At 36.0% G+C, this 14,721-nt stretch carries 13 protein-coding genes and 3 pseudogenes; 7 read left to right on the forward strand and 9 right to left on the reverse strand.

Annotation, left to right across the window (positions count from 1 at the left end):
- Positions 1–20: 20 nt before the first annotated feature.
- The 3 genes from ABWU67_RS01825 to ABWU67_RS01835 are packed head-to-tail and all read right to left on the reverse strand — an operon-like array spanning position 21 to position 2,505.
- On the reverse strand, positions 21–350 hold the full coding sequence (locus ABWU67_RS01825; protein ID WP_353282105.1) for a hypothetical protein: 330 nt from the start codon (positions 348–350) through the stop codon (positions 21–23).
- Between the two features lie 4 nt (positions 351–354).
- Positions 355–945 (reverse strand): COQ9 family protein, encoded by a 591-nt coding sequence (locus ABWU67_RS01830; RefSeq protein ID WP_264373704.1) that lies wholly within the window; start codon positions 943–945, stop codon positions 355–357.
- Between the two features lie 6 nt (positions 946–951).
- Complete coding sequence (locus ABWU67_RS01835; RefSeq protein WP_353282106.1) at positions 952–2,505, reverse strand: Mur ligase family protein; 1,554 nt, start codon at positions 2,503–2,505, stop codon at positions 952–954.
- Positions 2,506–3,279: 774 nt separating this feature from the next.
- Here ABWU67_RS01835 and ABWU67_RS01840 point away from each other — a divergent pair.
- The 5 genes from ABWU67_RS01840 (at position 3,280) to ABWU67_RS01860 (ending at position 5,474) form a co-directional block, all read left to right on the forward strand.
- Positions 3,280–3,402 carry a hypothetical protein gene (locus ABWU67_RS01840; RefSeq protein WP_353282107.1) on the forward strand — a complete coding sequence of 41 codons (123 nt, stop codon included), beginning with the start codon at positions 3,280–3,282 and terminating at the stop codon, positions 3,400–3,402.
- Positions 3,403–3,498: 96 nt separating this feature from the next.
- Positions 3,499–3,861 carry a ferredoxin family 2Fe-2S iron-sulfur cluster binding protein gene (locus tag ABWU67_RS01845; RefSeq protein WP_077188202.1) on the forward strand — a complete coding sequence of 121 codons (363 nt, stop codon included), beginning with the start codon at positions 3,499–3,501 and terminating at the stop codon, positions 3,859–3,861.
- Entirely contained in the window at positions 3,854–4,894 is a 1,041-nt protein-coding gene (locus ABWU67_RS01850; RefSeq protein ID WP_213863054.1) for a hypothetical protein, read from the forward strand. Before ABWU67_RS01845 ends, ABWU67_RS01850 begins: the two co-directional genes overlap by 8 nt.
- On the forward strand, positions 4,878–5,264 hold the full coding sequence (locus ABWU67_RS01855; protein ID WP_015589263.1) for a cytochrome c-type biogenesis protein CcmH: 387 nt from the start codon (positions 4,878–4,880) through the stop codon (positions 5,262–5,264). The genes ABWU67_RS01850 and ABWU67_RS01855 overlap by 17 nt, the downstream gene beginning before the upstream one ends.
- Before the next feature lie 63 nt (positions 5,265–5,327).
- Positions 5,328–5,474, forward strand: coding sequence for a hypothetical protein (locus ABWU67_RS01860; RefSeq protein ID WP_353282108.1), 147 nt, complete (start codon positions 5,328–5,330; stop codon positions 5,472–5,474).
- A 238-nt stretch (positions 5,475–5,712) separates the two neighbouring features.
- On the opposite strand, the gene ABWU67_RS01865 is transcribed toward ABWU67_RS01860, so the two are convergent.
- Entirely contained in the window at positions 5,713–5,931 is a 219-nt protein-coding gene (locus ABWU67_RS01865) for a transposase (protein WP_065095234.1), read from the reverse strand.
- A gap of 41 nt (positions 5,932–5,972) precedes the next feature.
- Positions 5,973–6,794, reverse strand: a pseudogene (locus ABWU67_RS01870) (IS982 family transposase).
- A 133-nt stretch (positions 6,795–6,927) separates the two neighbouring features.
- On the opposite strand from ABWU67_RS01870, the pseudogene ABWU67_RS01875 reads away from it, so the two are divergent.
- Positions 6,928–7,200 (forward strand): annotated as a pseudogene (locus tag ABWU67_RS01875) (transposase); the annotation flags it as partial.
- A 394-nt stretch (positions 7,201–7,594) separates the two neighbouring features.
- A complete protein-coding gene (gene uvrB, locus ABWU67_RS01880) occupies positions 7,595–9,508 on the forward strand; it encodes an excinuclease ABC subunit UvrB (protein WP_353282109.1) in 1,914 nt (637 codons plus the stop codon).
- A 189-nt stretch (positions 9,509–9,697) separates the two neighbouring features.
- On the opposite strand, the gene ABWU67_RS01885 is transcribed toward uvrB, so the two are convergent.
- The 4 genes and pseudogenes from ABWU67_RS01885 to ABWU67_RS01900 form a co-directional block, all read right to left on the reverse strand.
- Positions 9,698–11,608 carry a hypothetical protein gene (locus ABWU67_RS01885; RefSeq protein ID WP_353282110.1) on the reverse strand — a complete coding sequence of 637 codons (1,911 nt, stop codon included), beginning with the start codon at positions 11,606–11,608 and terminating at the stop codon, positions 9,698–9,700.
- Between the two features lie 30 nt (positions 11,609–11,638).
- Positions 11,639–11,863 carry a hypothetical protein gene (locus ABWU67_RS01890; RefSeq protein WP_341821827.1) on the reverse strand — a complete coding sequence of 75 codons (225 nt, stop codon included), beginning with the start codon at positions 11,861–11,863 and terminating at the stop codon, positions 11,639–11,641.
- 325 nt (positions 11,864–12,188) lie between these two features.
- Positions 12,189–13,571, reverse strand: coding sequence for a hypothetical protein (locus ABWU67_RS01895; protein WP_353282111.1), 1,383 nt, complete (start codon positions 13,569–13,571; stop codon positions 12,189–12,191).
- Positions 13,572–13,967: 396 nt separating this feature from the next.
- Positions 13,968–14,696: pseudogene (locus ABWU67_RS01900) on the reverse strand (hypothetical protein); the annotation flags it as partial.
- Positions 14,697–14,721: the final 25 nt, after the last annotated feature.

The following is a 14,721-nucleotide window of genomic DNA, read 5'->3' on the forward strand; positions in this document are numbered from 1 at the left end:
TATAGCCATAAACACATATCTTATCGCATTCGGACTATTATAAGAAAGGCTATAACTTGAACTTGCATATACTTTTCATTGATGAGTTCCAGTTCTATTTTCGTCAAGTTTCCGGAGAAATTACTTATTCTGTACTGCCCTAGATCAAAATTTTTATTAAATTCAGAGTCTATTAAATATTCATGTGCTTCTTCAATAAATTTATTTTCTTTTTCTTCGTAACTGGTGTATTTTGTTGTACCATTATTATCCTCACGATAAACTAAATGTTCTTTATGATCAGCATGAATATTTTTATTTTCACAAACCTTTTCAGGATCGTGCTCAAGTACTTTTCTACCAACAATCAATAGCTTATAAGAAATTTTCTATGATTCCTTTTAAGCGAGTTTTGAATTTTTGAAATGTCATGACATTGTTGATACGGTTATCAAGAAACGATAAAGTATCCACAAAATCTTCTGAATAATCATTGATAAAAAAAAGTATCGTACTTAAGTACACTCCAGCTAATATTGCTCTTTTTGTATAGTAGTTAAAATCTGTTGATTGGTCATGAATGCCATACCAAATCGCACTAATAGTTCTGTATAAAAGTTTACTAGAAAAATATGTATTTTTTGGTGATACGGAGAATGATAAAACATTTTTTAAAAGTTCTCTATAATTCGGTAGCTTAGCATAGTTTGAAAGGTGTATTTGAATAGCTAACTTTACTCGCTCTCGCACTTTCATATCTTCTAAATTAGAATTTCTTAATTCAGCTTCCATTGAGCTATTTAAGTCCTCTGCTATGTGCTCCAAAGCGCTATATATTCCATTCTGAAATTTGCAAAAGCTATTAGCTAGATTAAGGTCAGTGCACACCTTTAATAGGGTTTCATCGCTTATCCCTTCAAATGGAATAACCCTAATTAGCTTATCTATTATTAACTTTTGTTCCACGCAACATCATACTAAACAGCATGTGTGATTGTACCTGAGATTTTCAAACATTCTACAAAATGCTTCACCACGTTCCTCGAAATTTTTCCATTGATCAAAAGAAGCACACGCGGGAGAAAGTAATATTGTTACTTCTTCTGCGCTATTTAAGGCCTCTTCAAAAGCCAATCTGAATGCATCTTCTAGATTGCAACATTTAACATAATCTACTTTATTCTCCATAACATTTGCAAAAGCTTCGGTTGATTCTCCAATAAGAAAAGCTTTTCTAACCCTTGTAAAATGCTTGCTTAATGATTCTATTCCACCTTTTTTGCTTCTTCCACCAGCGATCCAATTTATGTTTTCATAAGATAAGATCGCCTTTTCGCTCGATTTTGCATTAGTTGCTTTGCTATCGTTCACGAAAAACACATTTCTTATTTTGCCAAGCAGTTCATTCCTATGCCTCAGTCCTGAAAAGGACTTGATTCCATTGATAATAGTGTTGCTATCTACTCCAAGTACCTTACATACGGCATATGTGGCTGCTATGTTTTCTGCGTTGGATATTAGGTTTATTTTCACGTCGCTTACTGATAAGCTATGATTCTCTAGTTTTAACGAGATCTTCTGGATCCCAGTGCCCCTTTTGTCATCCAAGTAGCTGACACTGGGATCCAGATAATTTCGATCTATACCAGTAATCTGTTCACTATAATCAAGCAAATTGTTACCTGCCAATGATATTAGATCTCTTGCACCACTCTCTGTCATCTGAGTAGTTGGCAATGGTTTTTCTTTTCTGGATTCCAGCGTCACGCGCTGGAATGACATCGGGGAATATGTTACTGAGATTGGAATTTTGTCTCCAGTGAATTTGTTGAATATATCAGCAGTAATCTCATTGTCACATCCTATTACGGCAACCTCACTACCGTTTATCAGTTTTAATTTAGTTGCTATGTAGTTCTCCATACTTCCATGCCTATCTATGTGATCTGGTGTAATATTGAGCAGTGCTGAAATGTCCACGTTAATTTCATTCATCAACTCCAATTGAAAAGAGGAGAGTTCGATTACATAAATTTCTGCATCTCTTTCTAGATCCAAAACAGGAACGCCTAAATTTCCACCAATAGCTACTTTTTTCCCTGTAGATTTTAATATGTGCCCTATTAGTGATGTAGTGGTTGATTTACCATTTGTTCCTGTGACGCCTATTACCTTCTGGTTCGTAGTTTTAGCTTCAAGAAATAGCTCAATGTCTGATTTTATTTTGCAATCAAATCTCCTTGCAAGTTTTACTATCCAATGTGGCTCTGTTGGCACTCCAGGGCTTAAAACCAATGCACTGATCTCATGCCAATTGTATTCCTTGGGATGAATAAAATTACATTTTTTATACATCATTTTTGCATTTGCTATTTGCTCTTCATGATCATCCCATGCATATATTCTTGCACCACTCTTTGTTAGAGCGTTAATGGCGGATAAACCAGTTTTACCAAGACCAAAAACCGCAACGTTTTGATTTTTGTATTTGTTTAGTTGCACTGCTAGATAACTTATGCGAACCATTTTATAAGGATATCGTACAAATTACAACAGACTTCTTTCGTAGGTTACAACTGTCATTCAATAGAAACGAAAAAACTTACTTGACACCCTCTGCCAGTCCCCTTATCATGAAACTGAAGCTATTGTATTTGCTTTCGCCAATCTGCAGATTAAAAGGTAAGGATTACTTAATGTATCGGCGTCTTATGTTCAATTTTTTGCAGTATATAGATACTGTATGTCTTTACAAAACTTCATCTACATCTAGATTTTTATCTAAATAAGCTGAACGCGCTTATAAAGCGTTACAAGACATCAAAAAATGCCAATACTCGACAGAGATAGTAAAAGACTAGCTAACTCGGGGGTTCTTTGTCTTTTTTTCTGCTTGGTAAATTTCTTAAACATTTGCAGCGTAGGTTAGTTGCAATTAAAAGCAGCTGAATTTCGCTTATCAAGCGTTTAAAACATAAAAAACGCCAATATTTTAAAGCAGATAATAACCACGGGGCTTCTTTTGCCTTTTTTTCATTTGGTAAATTTCTTAATATTTATGGCTAAACGACAATCGTCATCCCGCTGCTTGTTAGCGGGATCTCTTGTTAGCGGCTGAGATACCGCGAATGAATCGCGGTATGACGGTTCGCGGCGGTATGACGGTTCGCGACGGCGTGACGATAAGCTCGTTATCCCGCTGCTTGTTAGCGGCTAAGAGATACCGCGGCAGTATGACGGTTAAGTGGGGTGTCATCCCAGTGTCAGCTACTCGGATGACAGGAGAAGGAGGCTACTTGCATGACACCATTCTTTTTTCTGGATCCAAGTAATCAGGGCACTGGGATGACAAGAAGAGGGCACTGCCGTCATAAAGGAACCAGTTTCAGCTACTCGGATGACAACAAAGAGCTACTTGGATAACAAGAAATATAGGTACTGGAATTGTAAAGAGTTTGCAAATATTAGTTATTACCTGTAGGATATAAAGAAATTAGTAAGGATTTTAATAGGAATAATATGCCATCTGTTACTTTTATTTTACCTGATGGGAGTAAGAAAAGCTATGAAGCTGCAGAGGGAGAAACTCTGCTCAATTTAGCCCACAGAAGTGATCCAGATCTGCTTGAAGGTGCATGTGAAGGTTCTCTTGCTTGCTCTACATGCCATGTAATTGTTGATCCAAAGTTTTATAATGCTGTAGAAATACATAACCCTATATCTGATGAGGAAAATGATATGTTAGACCTAGCTTTCGGCTTAACAGAGACGTCGAGGCTTGGATGCCAAATAAAAATCACAAAAGATATCGACGGCTTGTGTGTAACCATACCAAGGGGTACAAGAAACATATCATTAGATAAACAGGGGAATCATGCGTAAGATTTTTATCTATATTATCATCTCTTTACTTTTGTTTATTCCTGTAGCGTATAGTGGTTTTTGGTATTTTTCTGCATGTAAGGTAAAAAATCTTTTAGCTGAAACAATACTATACATTAACGACGAAAAATTTGATATTTCACATGATTTTAGTGGATTTCCTTCTAACCTAATTTTTCGTGTGACAAACCCAAAATTTTCCAATGAGCAATTAACCATCTCATCTGATGCTTTATTGATAAAAAATAGATTGTTTGATAAATCAGTATATATCTACATACCAAGCAATGAAGTCAACATTGCTGTTCATGATGATGAGAAAAAGAATATAAAATGCCACACAAACGATAGCAGCCACTTTGTTGTTAGACTAAACGATTTACCATCTTCATTGCGATTCAACAAAAATAGTACCGTGATAGACTATATAGATACACTTCGTTACGAAGATTATGGATTAAAATGTGATGTTTTAGAAAATCAGCAAAGTGTTATAACTGAAGTGAATGATAAAAGCAATTACATTCAATTTCACCTCGATAAAGAACCAAGTGGAAATACTAAACTAGGATTTGATTTTTATACTTATCGGTATAAAAATACTGCAAGTCCTGAAAGTTACCTTAGTATCGACACTAAATTTGATTACGAATTTGTAAACCACATCTCAGCTTCCAGAATTAATTTCAACATAGAGAAATTTTTAATTCAAAGTAATAATTTTTCTCTTGCTGCAGATGGTGGAGTGCGAAATTATAATTTGGTTACGTCTTCATTTAAAGACAAAATCAACGTGGCTATATCAAATTATAAAGAATTAATCTCGTTTATGATTGGTGACTCAAAAACTTCAGATGCGTTTGAAAAGTTAATGTCTTCCTTATCAGAAAAAACAACTGATGATGGCATTCAATTTTCAATAAAGTACGATGATGATGTAGGGTCAAGCTTTATTGGAAAGTTATCCACCACTGATTTTATGAACCAGCTCAGTAAAATAACCCAATTAATCAAGGATGAGAGCAGTAGTTAGTTTACTTTTCATATTGATATTCCACTCAGGCGTAAACGCTTTTACTCTGGATAATAAACTCAGAGATAAAAGCATGGAAAAACGAGCAACAAGTTTATTTGAAATAATAAGGTGTCCAATATGTTCTGGCGAATCATTGTCTGAATCTGGATCTCAGATCGCGTATGATATGCGAGAAGCAATTCGTAAAAAAATCAATGATGGATACACAGATGAAGAGATAATCTCAGAGTTAAAAAATTCTTACGGCAATTCAATTATAATCGTACCACCTATAAAATCTAGCACTTACATTTTGTGGTTTATTCCACTTACAACTCTGCTTATTGGGTGTTTTTTAATACAAAGATACATCAATACAACCACTTAAACCTTTTATATATAGCTAAAGTGACTTATAGCTCTTTTTACAATAATCCGAACAGACCGTAATATGCTACTGGCCTGCTATAGCCATAAACACATATCTTATCGCATTCGGACTATTATAAGAAAGGCTATAGGTTCTCTAATTGCACATAAGTCAACAATAATTTTCACACAAATCAAAACAGCATATCTTCTCCATAATCCTTGGTAATTTTACATAAGTTAAAAGTAGCATATGGTTCTCTCCGCGGTCTGAGATGACAATAAATTTGTCAAGCCGCATTATACTTGTTAGGCGGAAGTGGACGGCAACATATTTACCACGAAGTCTAACTAAGTTCTTGCTTGTCCCTTCCATCGGCATTGCTATCTTTATTTTCAATAAAATTATTGTCCTATGCTCTTTTGATGTTTATTGATAATAAAATTCTGTTTTATCAACCAACATCCTATGCATAATTACAGCTAATTTTCTTGCTACTGCTACAATTACTTTTTTCATTCCTTTTTTCTTCGCAACCCCAGTTTTTTAATTTAAATGTCCTCTTGGTAACTGTAAGCATTGTTTGTGCAGCTTCATATAACATACTTCTACATTCCGCTGGTCCCATCTTTGATATGCTGCCATGCCGATCAACTTCTCCAGAAGAATATTGCCTTGGTGTCAACCCTATATACCCCAGTTGCGGATTAGCCAACGAAGTAAAGCTTAGAAATGCAGCGGCTGCATGGAATATGAAACAAGCGTAGAAAAAATGTGTACCAAAAAATTTATCGGTGATCTATGGCGAGTATGCTCAATCTCAAATTTGTTTTTCAGAGAGCCAAAAACTGTCTCAATAATCGATCTTTTTCTTAACAAAATCTTCTCATTTAGCGCCATTAATGAGTTTTTCATACCCTTTTTTATACTGGTTACAAGCTTTAACCCTCTATCGAATAATTCGTGAAAAAGATCTTTTTTGATATATCCTTTATCTCCAAACAATAATCCAGTCAATTTCTTAGTTAAATTTGGCACAGGTATCAACGTTGCCTTTTATCACCGTAACCCCTTGAATTTCGCCAGTTTCATTGATTACTAGATGTACCGAAAAACCACCCATAAGTAGTCTTTCCAATCTTTGCCAACCCTTTGAAAACTTTGTTTCTCGAGGTCCTTTTTGGATGGCAAACAGCGATAGATGTTGCATCTATGTACGAAATCCCTGTCACTTTTGACTGTTCGCAAAACCATTGCATTAAGAGCGCTAAATACCATAAAACCCGCGATTTTAACCTGATAAACCTACTATAGGATGGCAATTTTGGAAACGCTGATTCGTATAATAATTTCAAATAATGCACATAGAAAATTTTAAAATTGTCGCACTTGATATAGCAATATTATGGTAAAAATCTCTGAATGCGTAATCTCTGGCGTCCTGGTTGGTTTTTTGCCACTTGGTAGAAGTTTTTCTGCAAAATTTTCATCGACTGTATTGCAAAAATCATCGACTATACAAAAGATTTCTGTTACTTTTTCTTTCATTGGTAACCTCCTATTTTAGGAATGAATATCAAATACCTCGGAGTTTACCCTATTTCCTTACCTTTTCTATTTTTTCTAATTTACAACTGGGGTTAGCAGTGCTGTGAGAATGGTTGAAAGCGCAAAAGAAAACCTCTCGGAAGTTAAAAATATACTGGTCGATGCAGGTTATACAGGAGAAAATTTTGCAACTCAAATAAAAACGATTATTGGAGCAACTGTAGAAGTAATAAAACGAAGTGAATTACATTCCTTTGCTGTATTGCCACAAAGATGGGTTGTAGAGCGATCTTTCGCTTGGTTAGAAAAATGCAGACGATTGTGGAAAAATTGCGAGCGAAAACTTAACACTAGCCTACAAATGGTCGTTCTTTCCTTCATTTCTCTTCTATTGAGAAGATTTTAAACAGGTTCTAAATCTTTATTTTAAAAATGTCATATTGACCACCGGTACCTGAAAATACTATTCCAATTGATCAGAGCTATCCATTTCCTTAATTTTTGTAACGTTGTCATAGGAGTACTATAACTTTAGTATCAACTATGTTTTATTGTTTTTGCATCTAAAAAAATTTAGCTTATTCAAGCAGCATTTTGCCTTTTTTTGGATGTAGGGATTTTTTAGGAATTGTCTTCTTGAATTCTATGGTATTTTGTTTAACATTGAAACAAGATTCCAGTGTCAGCTACTTGCATGACATTGTTGGTTAATGTTTTATGGCTTTACGATAGCTATACAACTTATCTTAAAAGCAATATAGTGTTTACTATACAATGATCAAAGATAGTAAGTAAAGTCTATGGAATTTCAAATCGCTACACATTTTCAACCGGCTGGGGATCAACCACAGGCAATCGATAGCTTAATTGCAGGGCTAAATAGCAATAAAAGAGATCAGGTTTTGCTTGGAGTTACTGGTTCTGGGAAAACTTTTACTATGGCAAATGTTATTGCAAGGACAAACAGGCCTGCATTAATTATGGCACACAATAAAACTTTAGCAGCACAGCTTTATGAGGAAATGAAAGGATTGTTTCCCCATAATGCTGTTGAATACTTCATTTCTTATTATGATTATTATCAACCTGAAGCCTATTTACCACAAACTGATACTTATATCGAAAAAGATTCTGCAATTAACGAAAGAATTGAGATGCTGCGTTATTCCACCGTCTGCTCCCTTTTGGAGCGCAGGGATACGATCGTAGTTGCCAGTGTTTCCTGCATATACGGTCTTGGTTCGCCTGAGAGCTACCGCAGCATGATCATACCGCTTAGTGTTGGAAATAAAATTCGTATTAATGATTTCCTGAGCAACTTAACTGATCTTCAATACAAGCGCTCTGATGCCAGGTTTGAGAGAGGATATTTCAGAGTGCGCGGCGATATTGTTGATATATTTCCTTCCCATTATGAAAATAAAGCTTGGCGTTTATCGTTATTTGGCGATGAAATAGAAGAAATTTCTGAAGTTGATGCTATAACGGGCAATGTTACCAAAGGCGTAAATAAAATCACCATTTTTCCAAATAGCTATTACATAACCCCACGTGAGGCTTTGTTGCAGGCAATTGAACTAGTCAAAAAAGAGCTGCATGAACGCTTGGATTATTACTACTCGCAAAACAAGATTGTTGAAGCAAAGCGCCTCGAGCAACGCACTAATTTTGATATCGAAATGATGAGAACAACAGGAATATGTAAAGGTATTGAAAATTATTCGCGTTATCTCTATGGAATGGAAGCTGGGGATCCACCGCCTACTTTGTTTGAATATTTACCCAAAGACGTAATTTTATTTGTTGATGAGAGTCATGTCACCGTTCCTCAGGTTGGTGCGATGTACAGTGGTAATGAGGCGCGTAAAAAGAAATTGATCGACTATGGCTTCAGGCTCCCTTCCGCTTTTGATAATCGTCCATTAAAATTTGAAGAGTGGGAGGGAGTTAGGCCGCAGACTATTTACATTTCAGCTACTCCCGGAAAGTATGAGTTAGCACAAACCAATAACGTATTTATAGAGCAAGTTATTCGTCCAACAGGGCTTACAGACCCAATCTGCATTGTAAAACCAATAGAGAGTCAAATTGATGATGTAATTCATGAGGCACAAGTGACAATAGGGAAGGGATTTTGTGTTTTAATCACTACATTGACGAAAAAAATGGCTGAAAATTTAGCTGAATATATGAGTGAATTGAATATGAGAGTGGGTTATTTGCATTCTGATATTGCTGCGCTGGAGAGAATAGAAATTATATACAAATTGAGATCTAAAGAAATCGATGTTTTAGTAGGTGTTAACTTGCTGAGGGAAGGTCTTGATATTCCAGAGTGTGGGTTGGTTGCAATTTTGGATGCTGATAAAGAAGGATTTTTGCGATCGGAAACTTCATTAATTCAAACGATTGGTCGTGCTGCGCGTAATGCTGAAGGTAGAGTAATTTTGTATGCAGATAAAATCACTGGTTCTCTGGATCGTGCGTTAAAAGAGACCGAAAGAAGAAGAAAAAAACAAGAAGAACATAATATATTGCACAATATTATCCCGAAGACTATAATAAAACCTATATCAAACACCTTACAGGAGAGGGCAATAGCAGAACCGAAAGTAAATACTAATAAGGATGATTTGAGAAAGCAAATGATAGAGCATGCTGAAAATTTAGAGTTCGAAGAAGCAGCAAGAATAAAAAAATTATTGCAAGGCTAAGTAATATATGATGCTATGTGCATAGTATAAAAATGTAAATAATTTTATTAATATCCTTATATTAATACTTTTTAAATATTTAGTACCGCGCAATATCTGCAATGGACAAGAAAAACTAACACCAGTGCTTTCAGGGTCAGGGATTTTGGCTCCAACCCTAATAAAACACTTGGGTGGATATCTAAAAACCTAAATTTCTTTCCCCAAAGCTTCTGACGTATGCTTTACCTGTTGCGGATGTTTAAGCTCTGAAGAGACACTTCCCTTATGTTGCGCAGCAGGAGAACCCGTAGAACAAAAACCACTATCTCTATCAACTGCTGTTTTAGAACTAGAGTTATCAGATCTATACTCTACAGGTAGTACCTCCCCTTTCCCCGAAATAGTACCTTGTGACGGGCCTGGATCACCATCTAGAGAACTTACAGGAGAAGTCACTTTTGAGGATGGATTACTTTTTGCTTTTATTCTAGTTGGGAATGAAAAAAATCGCTTAGACACAGATGATTTTTCAGTTACATGATACACAAGATCACTTTTACTTGAACACATCGTATCACGCTCTACGCTACGTCGCTTAAGAGGTGAGGACTTTGCTAGCGGCCCTTCTTTACAGAACAAACCACCCCCATGTTTCTTCGGAGATTTACTATCTTGTGAATTTGCTTCAGAATACTCATCACTACTTTTTCGATCACTTTTATCAGTAACTTGCTGTTTTTCAGGTTCCTCATTACAAATGTTCTCCGTATCTTTTAGAGAATCTTCAGAAACCCCAAGATTTATTGAATCATTCCATGCTGTAGGATAACTCATCTGCGTCGATGCTTTACTCGTTCCAGCTAAATTTACTGGATTATACAGCAGCTCTTCTTTTTCTGTTTCCGTTCCTGACCATTGCCTAGGAGAATCCTTTAATGCTCCATCGGGACTCCGCGTGGGAGACTCTAATTTCATATCTAACAGTTCAGTCGATGGTGATCGCGACAATGCTCGAAAACGAAGCTCAGGGTCAATGGACAATTCATGGTCTTTGTTGATTACAGAGTTTTTTATTATTTTGGTTATCACACAGTGAGAAATGTATGGATTGGAAAAGTCTATGCCATATACCTCACTGCTTCCATTCGTTGATAATTTTGCTTGAGTTCTACCACTAATATCATCAAGTACAGCATTATTAAATGCACGATTTATAGCACGTACCTCTTCTTTTGTTAACAATTTAATCCCCTTACCATTTTGTGTAATAGGTGTAAGAATTGAAACTACTCTCTCATTTAAAGGAGGAGCAAGTATAAAACCATCTATCATCACTTTTGTCACCGAATAAGTAGATCTTATTATCATATTTTTAAATGACTTCACACTATGATCAACATCATTGCCAACTCCAAGGTCCATACCTGTAAGCCATGCCTTATACCGTGTTACACTATCAATAAAACGAGCGTCATCAAAAACATCTTTGATATATACACTATTGTCTTTAACCTTAACCTCTAAAGGCTTCTTAGGAACATTTTCATATCTTTCTCTCATCCTTGATAAAAACTTACTCTTAAATTGCTGACTTAATTCTTCATTATCAAATTTAGAACAACACAAATATTTTCCCTTATTAAATGGTACAGTTGTGCTGCTAATTTGCATATCTTCTAGAACATCCTTTTTAAGTGAAGAAGCCAAATGAGACTTTAGATTGAAAATTACGCCATCATCTACAGGCGTTACAAACTTAATACTACCTTGTTTATCTACGAACCAATCTCCTTTATAGTTCTTAAGTGGAAAAGATTCAACATCTTTATAGTTTTCAAACGGAAAAGAATTAACATCAAAAATTAGCTTAGCTGTATCCAATATTTCTGCTTTATTACCTTTTTCAATGCCGTAGAATTCACGTATTATCTCCCTTTTTATACTGTCCAGATATCTTCTACACTTATACGTATCCATACTCTTATCAAATGAGACTACAATATAGTCCTTCTTGCCCCTGCTTTGCAGCGTAAAATTAGTTTCAACTGTATTACGAGCATAATTATGTACATTAAAAGCACTAACCAATGCGCTTACTGTTTCTCTTGTATTAGGCATAACACCCTCCCTATTTTTTTATTACGACAACTATCTTTTATTACTGCTACCAACCCCACTAGAGCTTGATCCACTAATAGAACTGCTAGGCTGATTAGACTGACGTAGCTTCTCTCGCACGTCCTTAAGTGCATCACGATGATCATCAATCCTTGCTCCTTTAACATGCGTCACTATTCCACCACCTGGCCCCTTGTTCCGGAGATCCCACTCTTTTTCTCCCTTAAAACTTTCCTTACCATTATCATTTGGCATATTGCCCTCCAGTAAAAATATTATGTAACTAACATACTAAAAATAAAATTAAATGCAAGCACTTTTTTATATTTTTTTTCAAAAAAATTTATTCACTCTTTTTCATAAAACACAAATTTCAAGATTCCAGCGTCACGCGCTGGAATGACAAGTCATTGGCAACCCTAAGTTCCCTACGTCATACCGCGATTCATTCGCGGTATCTCAAGCATAGATTCCGCTAACACGTAGCGGAATGACGAACTGTCGACATCTATCTATATGCCCCTGGATTCCAGTACTGGAATGACACCCTTTTTTGTCATCTAAGTATTAGCTATCCCCACTATGGTGTCTTTCCTACTGACTGACCTTCTGCACATTTCTCAACTTTTACATCATTAGTCAATTCTTTTGGTGGTTGAGCATTACTCACAGAACCTTCATTCTCAGGACCATTCCAAAAACCAACTGTAAGATGATATTCACAATCAGCAACAGGATTTTTAACAAATTGCTCTGAAGCCTTTCTGTCAGACATAGATTTTGGGATAGGTTGGTTCGAAGCTTTTTCGTTAGGAACAGAGCCTTGAGTAGGTTGGTTTGGAGCTTGCTTATTATTATTTTCATCGTGGTTTTTCCTTCTGTCCCACCTACTATCGCATCCATAAACCTCTTTTCTCCCCTGCTCCGTCGTACCCATTGCACCTTGAGCAGTTGTACGTCTATCTTTCTCCGGCTTCGCTTTTTTCTCTTCATTCACTTTTTCTGGTTTTTGTGAATTTTCATGAGATTTTCTTTCAAGCTCAGTAAGACGCAATAGATGTTTCAAAGGATCTGACGCAATTTCAAGTTCTGGTTTGCTCAGAACAACCGGTCTTACAAATCCTGGTGAAACTTCAAAAAGGAAAACTGGCACTTTAGGTTTTTCTCTTTCGTCTACCTTGATTTCTACGTCTTTACGAACTTCTTTAGTTGCTTCTAATGATGTTTTTTCTGCTTTTTTATCTTCTTTTTCTGTAGATGCCTCTACCGCAGCCGCCAACTCAACTCCAAACATCTCTGCGAACATTGTAACAATCCATCCGACAACGGCCATTTGTAACCTGAGTTTCAGATCTTGCAATGCAGTTAATCTTTCTAACGCCCTTGCAAACTCTTCTTCTGATAACTCACCACTGCCTAATTTCTCCTGCAATTCTTTTATCTCTTTGTCCAACCTCTGATTGAAACTTAAATCGCGTGCAAAAATCTTCTTGATTAACTCCTTAAGCTTATCACGCAAAAACTTAATTATCGAAAGAAGCCAATTTTTTTCTTTCTTCTCCTTGAGCATTTGGTAGATTTTCGGATCATCTACATCTACTTCAAAAAGGTTGAAGAGAGATTCAAAGAAATTCCAGAAATCTCCGAGTACTCTTCCTTTTTCACCAGTGAAGTAATCCTCATCACCTCCTTCGGTATGTAGTTCTGCTTGAGATGATATTTCATCGATACAACTAGAAGCCTGACGCTCACACTCGAGCCTCCTGAGCAAATCTTGTCTGGTGAGCTCCTCTATGGATGCTTTTAGTTCATTTAACTTCTGCTCTGCAGAGAAATCTTGCTCCCTGATTTTTCCTTGGAAGATTGAGCTACCGTTTCCGTTATTATCTGAAAAATTTTCCATTATTTTTGCCTCCTCAATAAAATTACTGCCTTTGTTGTTACCTGAAAAGCTTTCCACCATTTTTACTTCCTTAATAAAACTTAATAATTTAATTCTACGGTACTAAATATTTAAGAACTATTAATGTAAAGATGTCAATAAAATTATTTACATTTTTACACTATATATATATTATATTATGTGCTATTTAACCTTTCAATAATATTTTTTATTTTTACTGCTTCTTCAAACTCTAGCATGCGCTTTTCTTAAATTATCCTTATTAGTATTTGCTTTTGCCTCTATCACCACTTTTTCTTGTAAAGTATTTGATATAGATTTTATTATACTCTTTGGCATAACATTTGCAACATACTTTATCTATAAATGGAAATTATTATACTTGCAGCTAGACACAATTTGAAATAATTTACACTATAAAGTTAAGGAATGAGATCCCAGATACAAGTGTCTGGGCACTGGGATGACAGGAGGGGGGGTTGGAATGACACCAGTATGGTTATTAATTGAATAAATAACCTCCTTATTTTCAGAAATCATTGGCAAACAAATGTGATGCCATATGTTTTTTGGCTTAGATAAGAGGTGCCCAGTTAAGTCTTCCAGGTGGAGCCTATGCATCACAAGCACAATTACTCCTTTTTTTCTATCGTTGAGTCTCGTTACTAAAGTCTGATCGAACCAGTTTGTGGCACGTTTTCTAAATGTTTCACTCAAAGCTTGAGCAGGGTTAAGCGGATCATCCACAATAATAAAGTCACCACCTTCACCGGTTAATGTTCCTCCAACTGATGTTGCGATTCTAAATCCTCTCTGCACTGTTTGGAATTTATATTTAGTGTTCTGGTCTTTGGATAGTTCTACCTCTGGAAATAGTTCTTTATACCAATCAGATTGCATTATGCACCTGGTATCGAGCGAATGTTTTTCACTAAGCAACTTAGAATAACTTGCAACTATTATTCTTGCAGTTGGCTGATTTCCCAGTATCCATGCGGGCCACGCAACACTCATACATATGGACTTCATTGAACGCGGAGGCATATTGAATATTATGCGCCTTACTTCGCCAGCATTCGCTGCTTCCAGCCTGTCTGCTATGACTTTTATGTACTGATAATCATTATACTCACATCCCGGCACCACTGTTTGAAAGCACAGTTCAATGAATTTTAGAAAGTTCATGTTAGACCTCCTATAGTATCACCCA

The sequence above is a fragment of the Wolbachia endosymbiont (group A) of Aleiodes leptofemur genome (assembly GCF_964028465.1).
Taxonomy (GTDB): Bacteria; Pseudomonadota; Alphaproteobacteria; order Rickettsiales; family Anaplasmataceae; genus Wolbachia; species Wolbachia pipientis.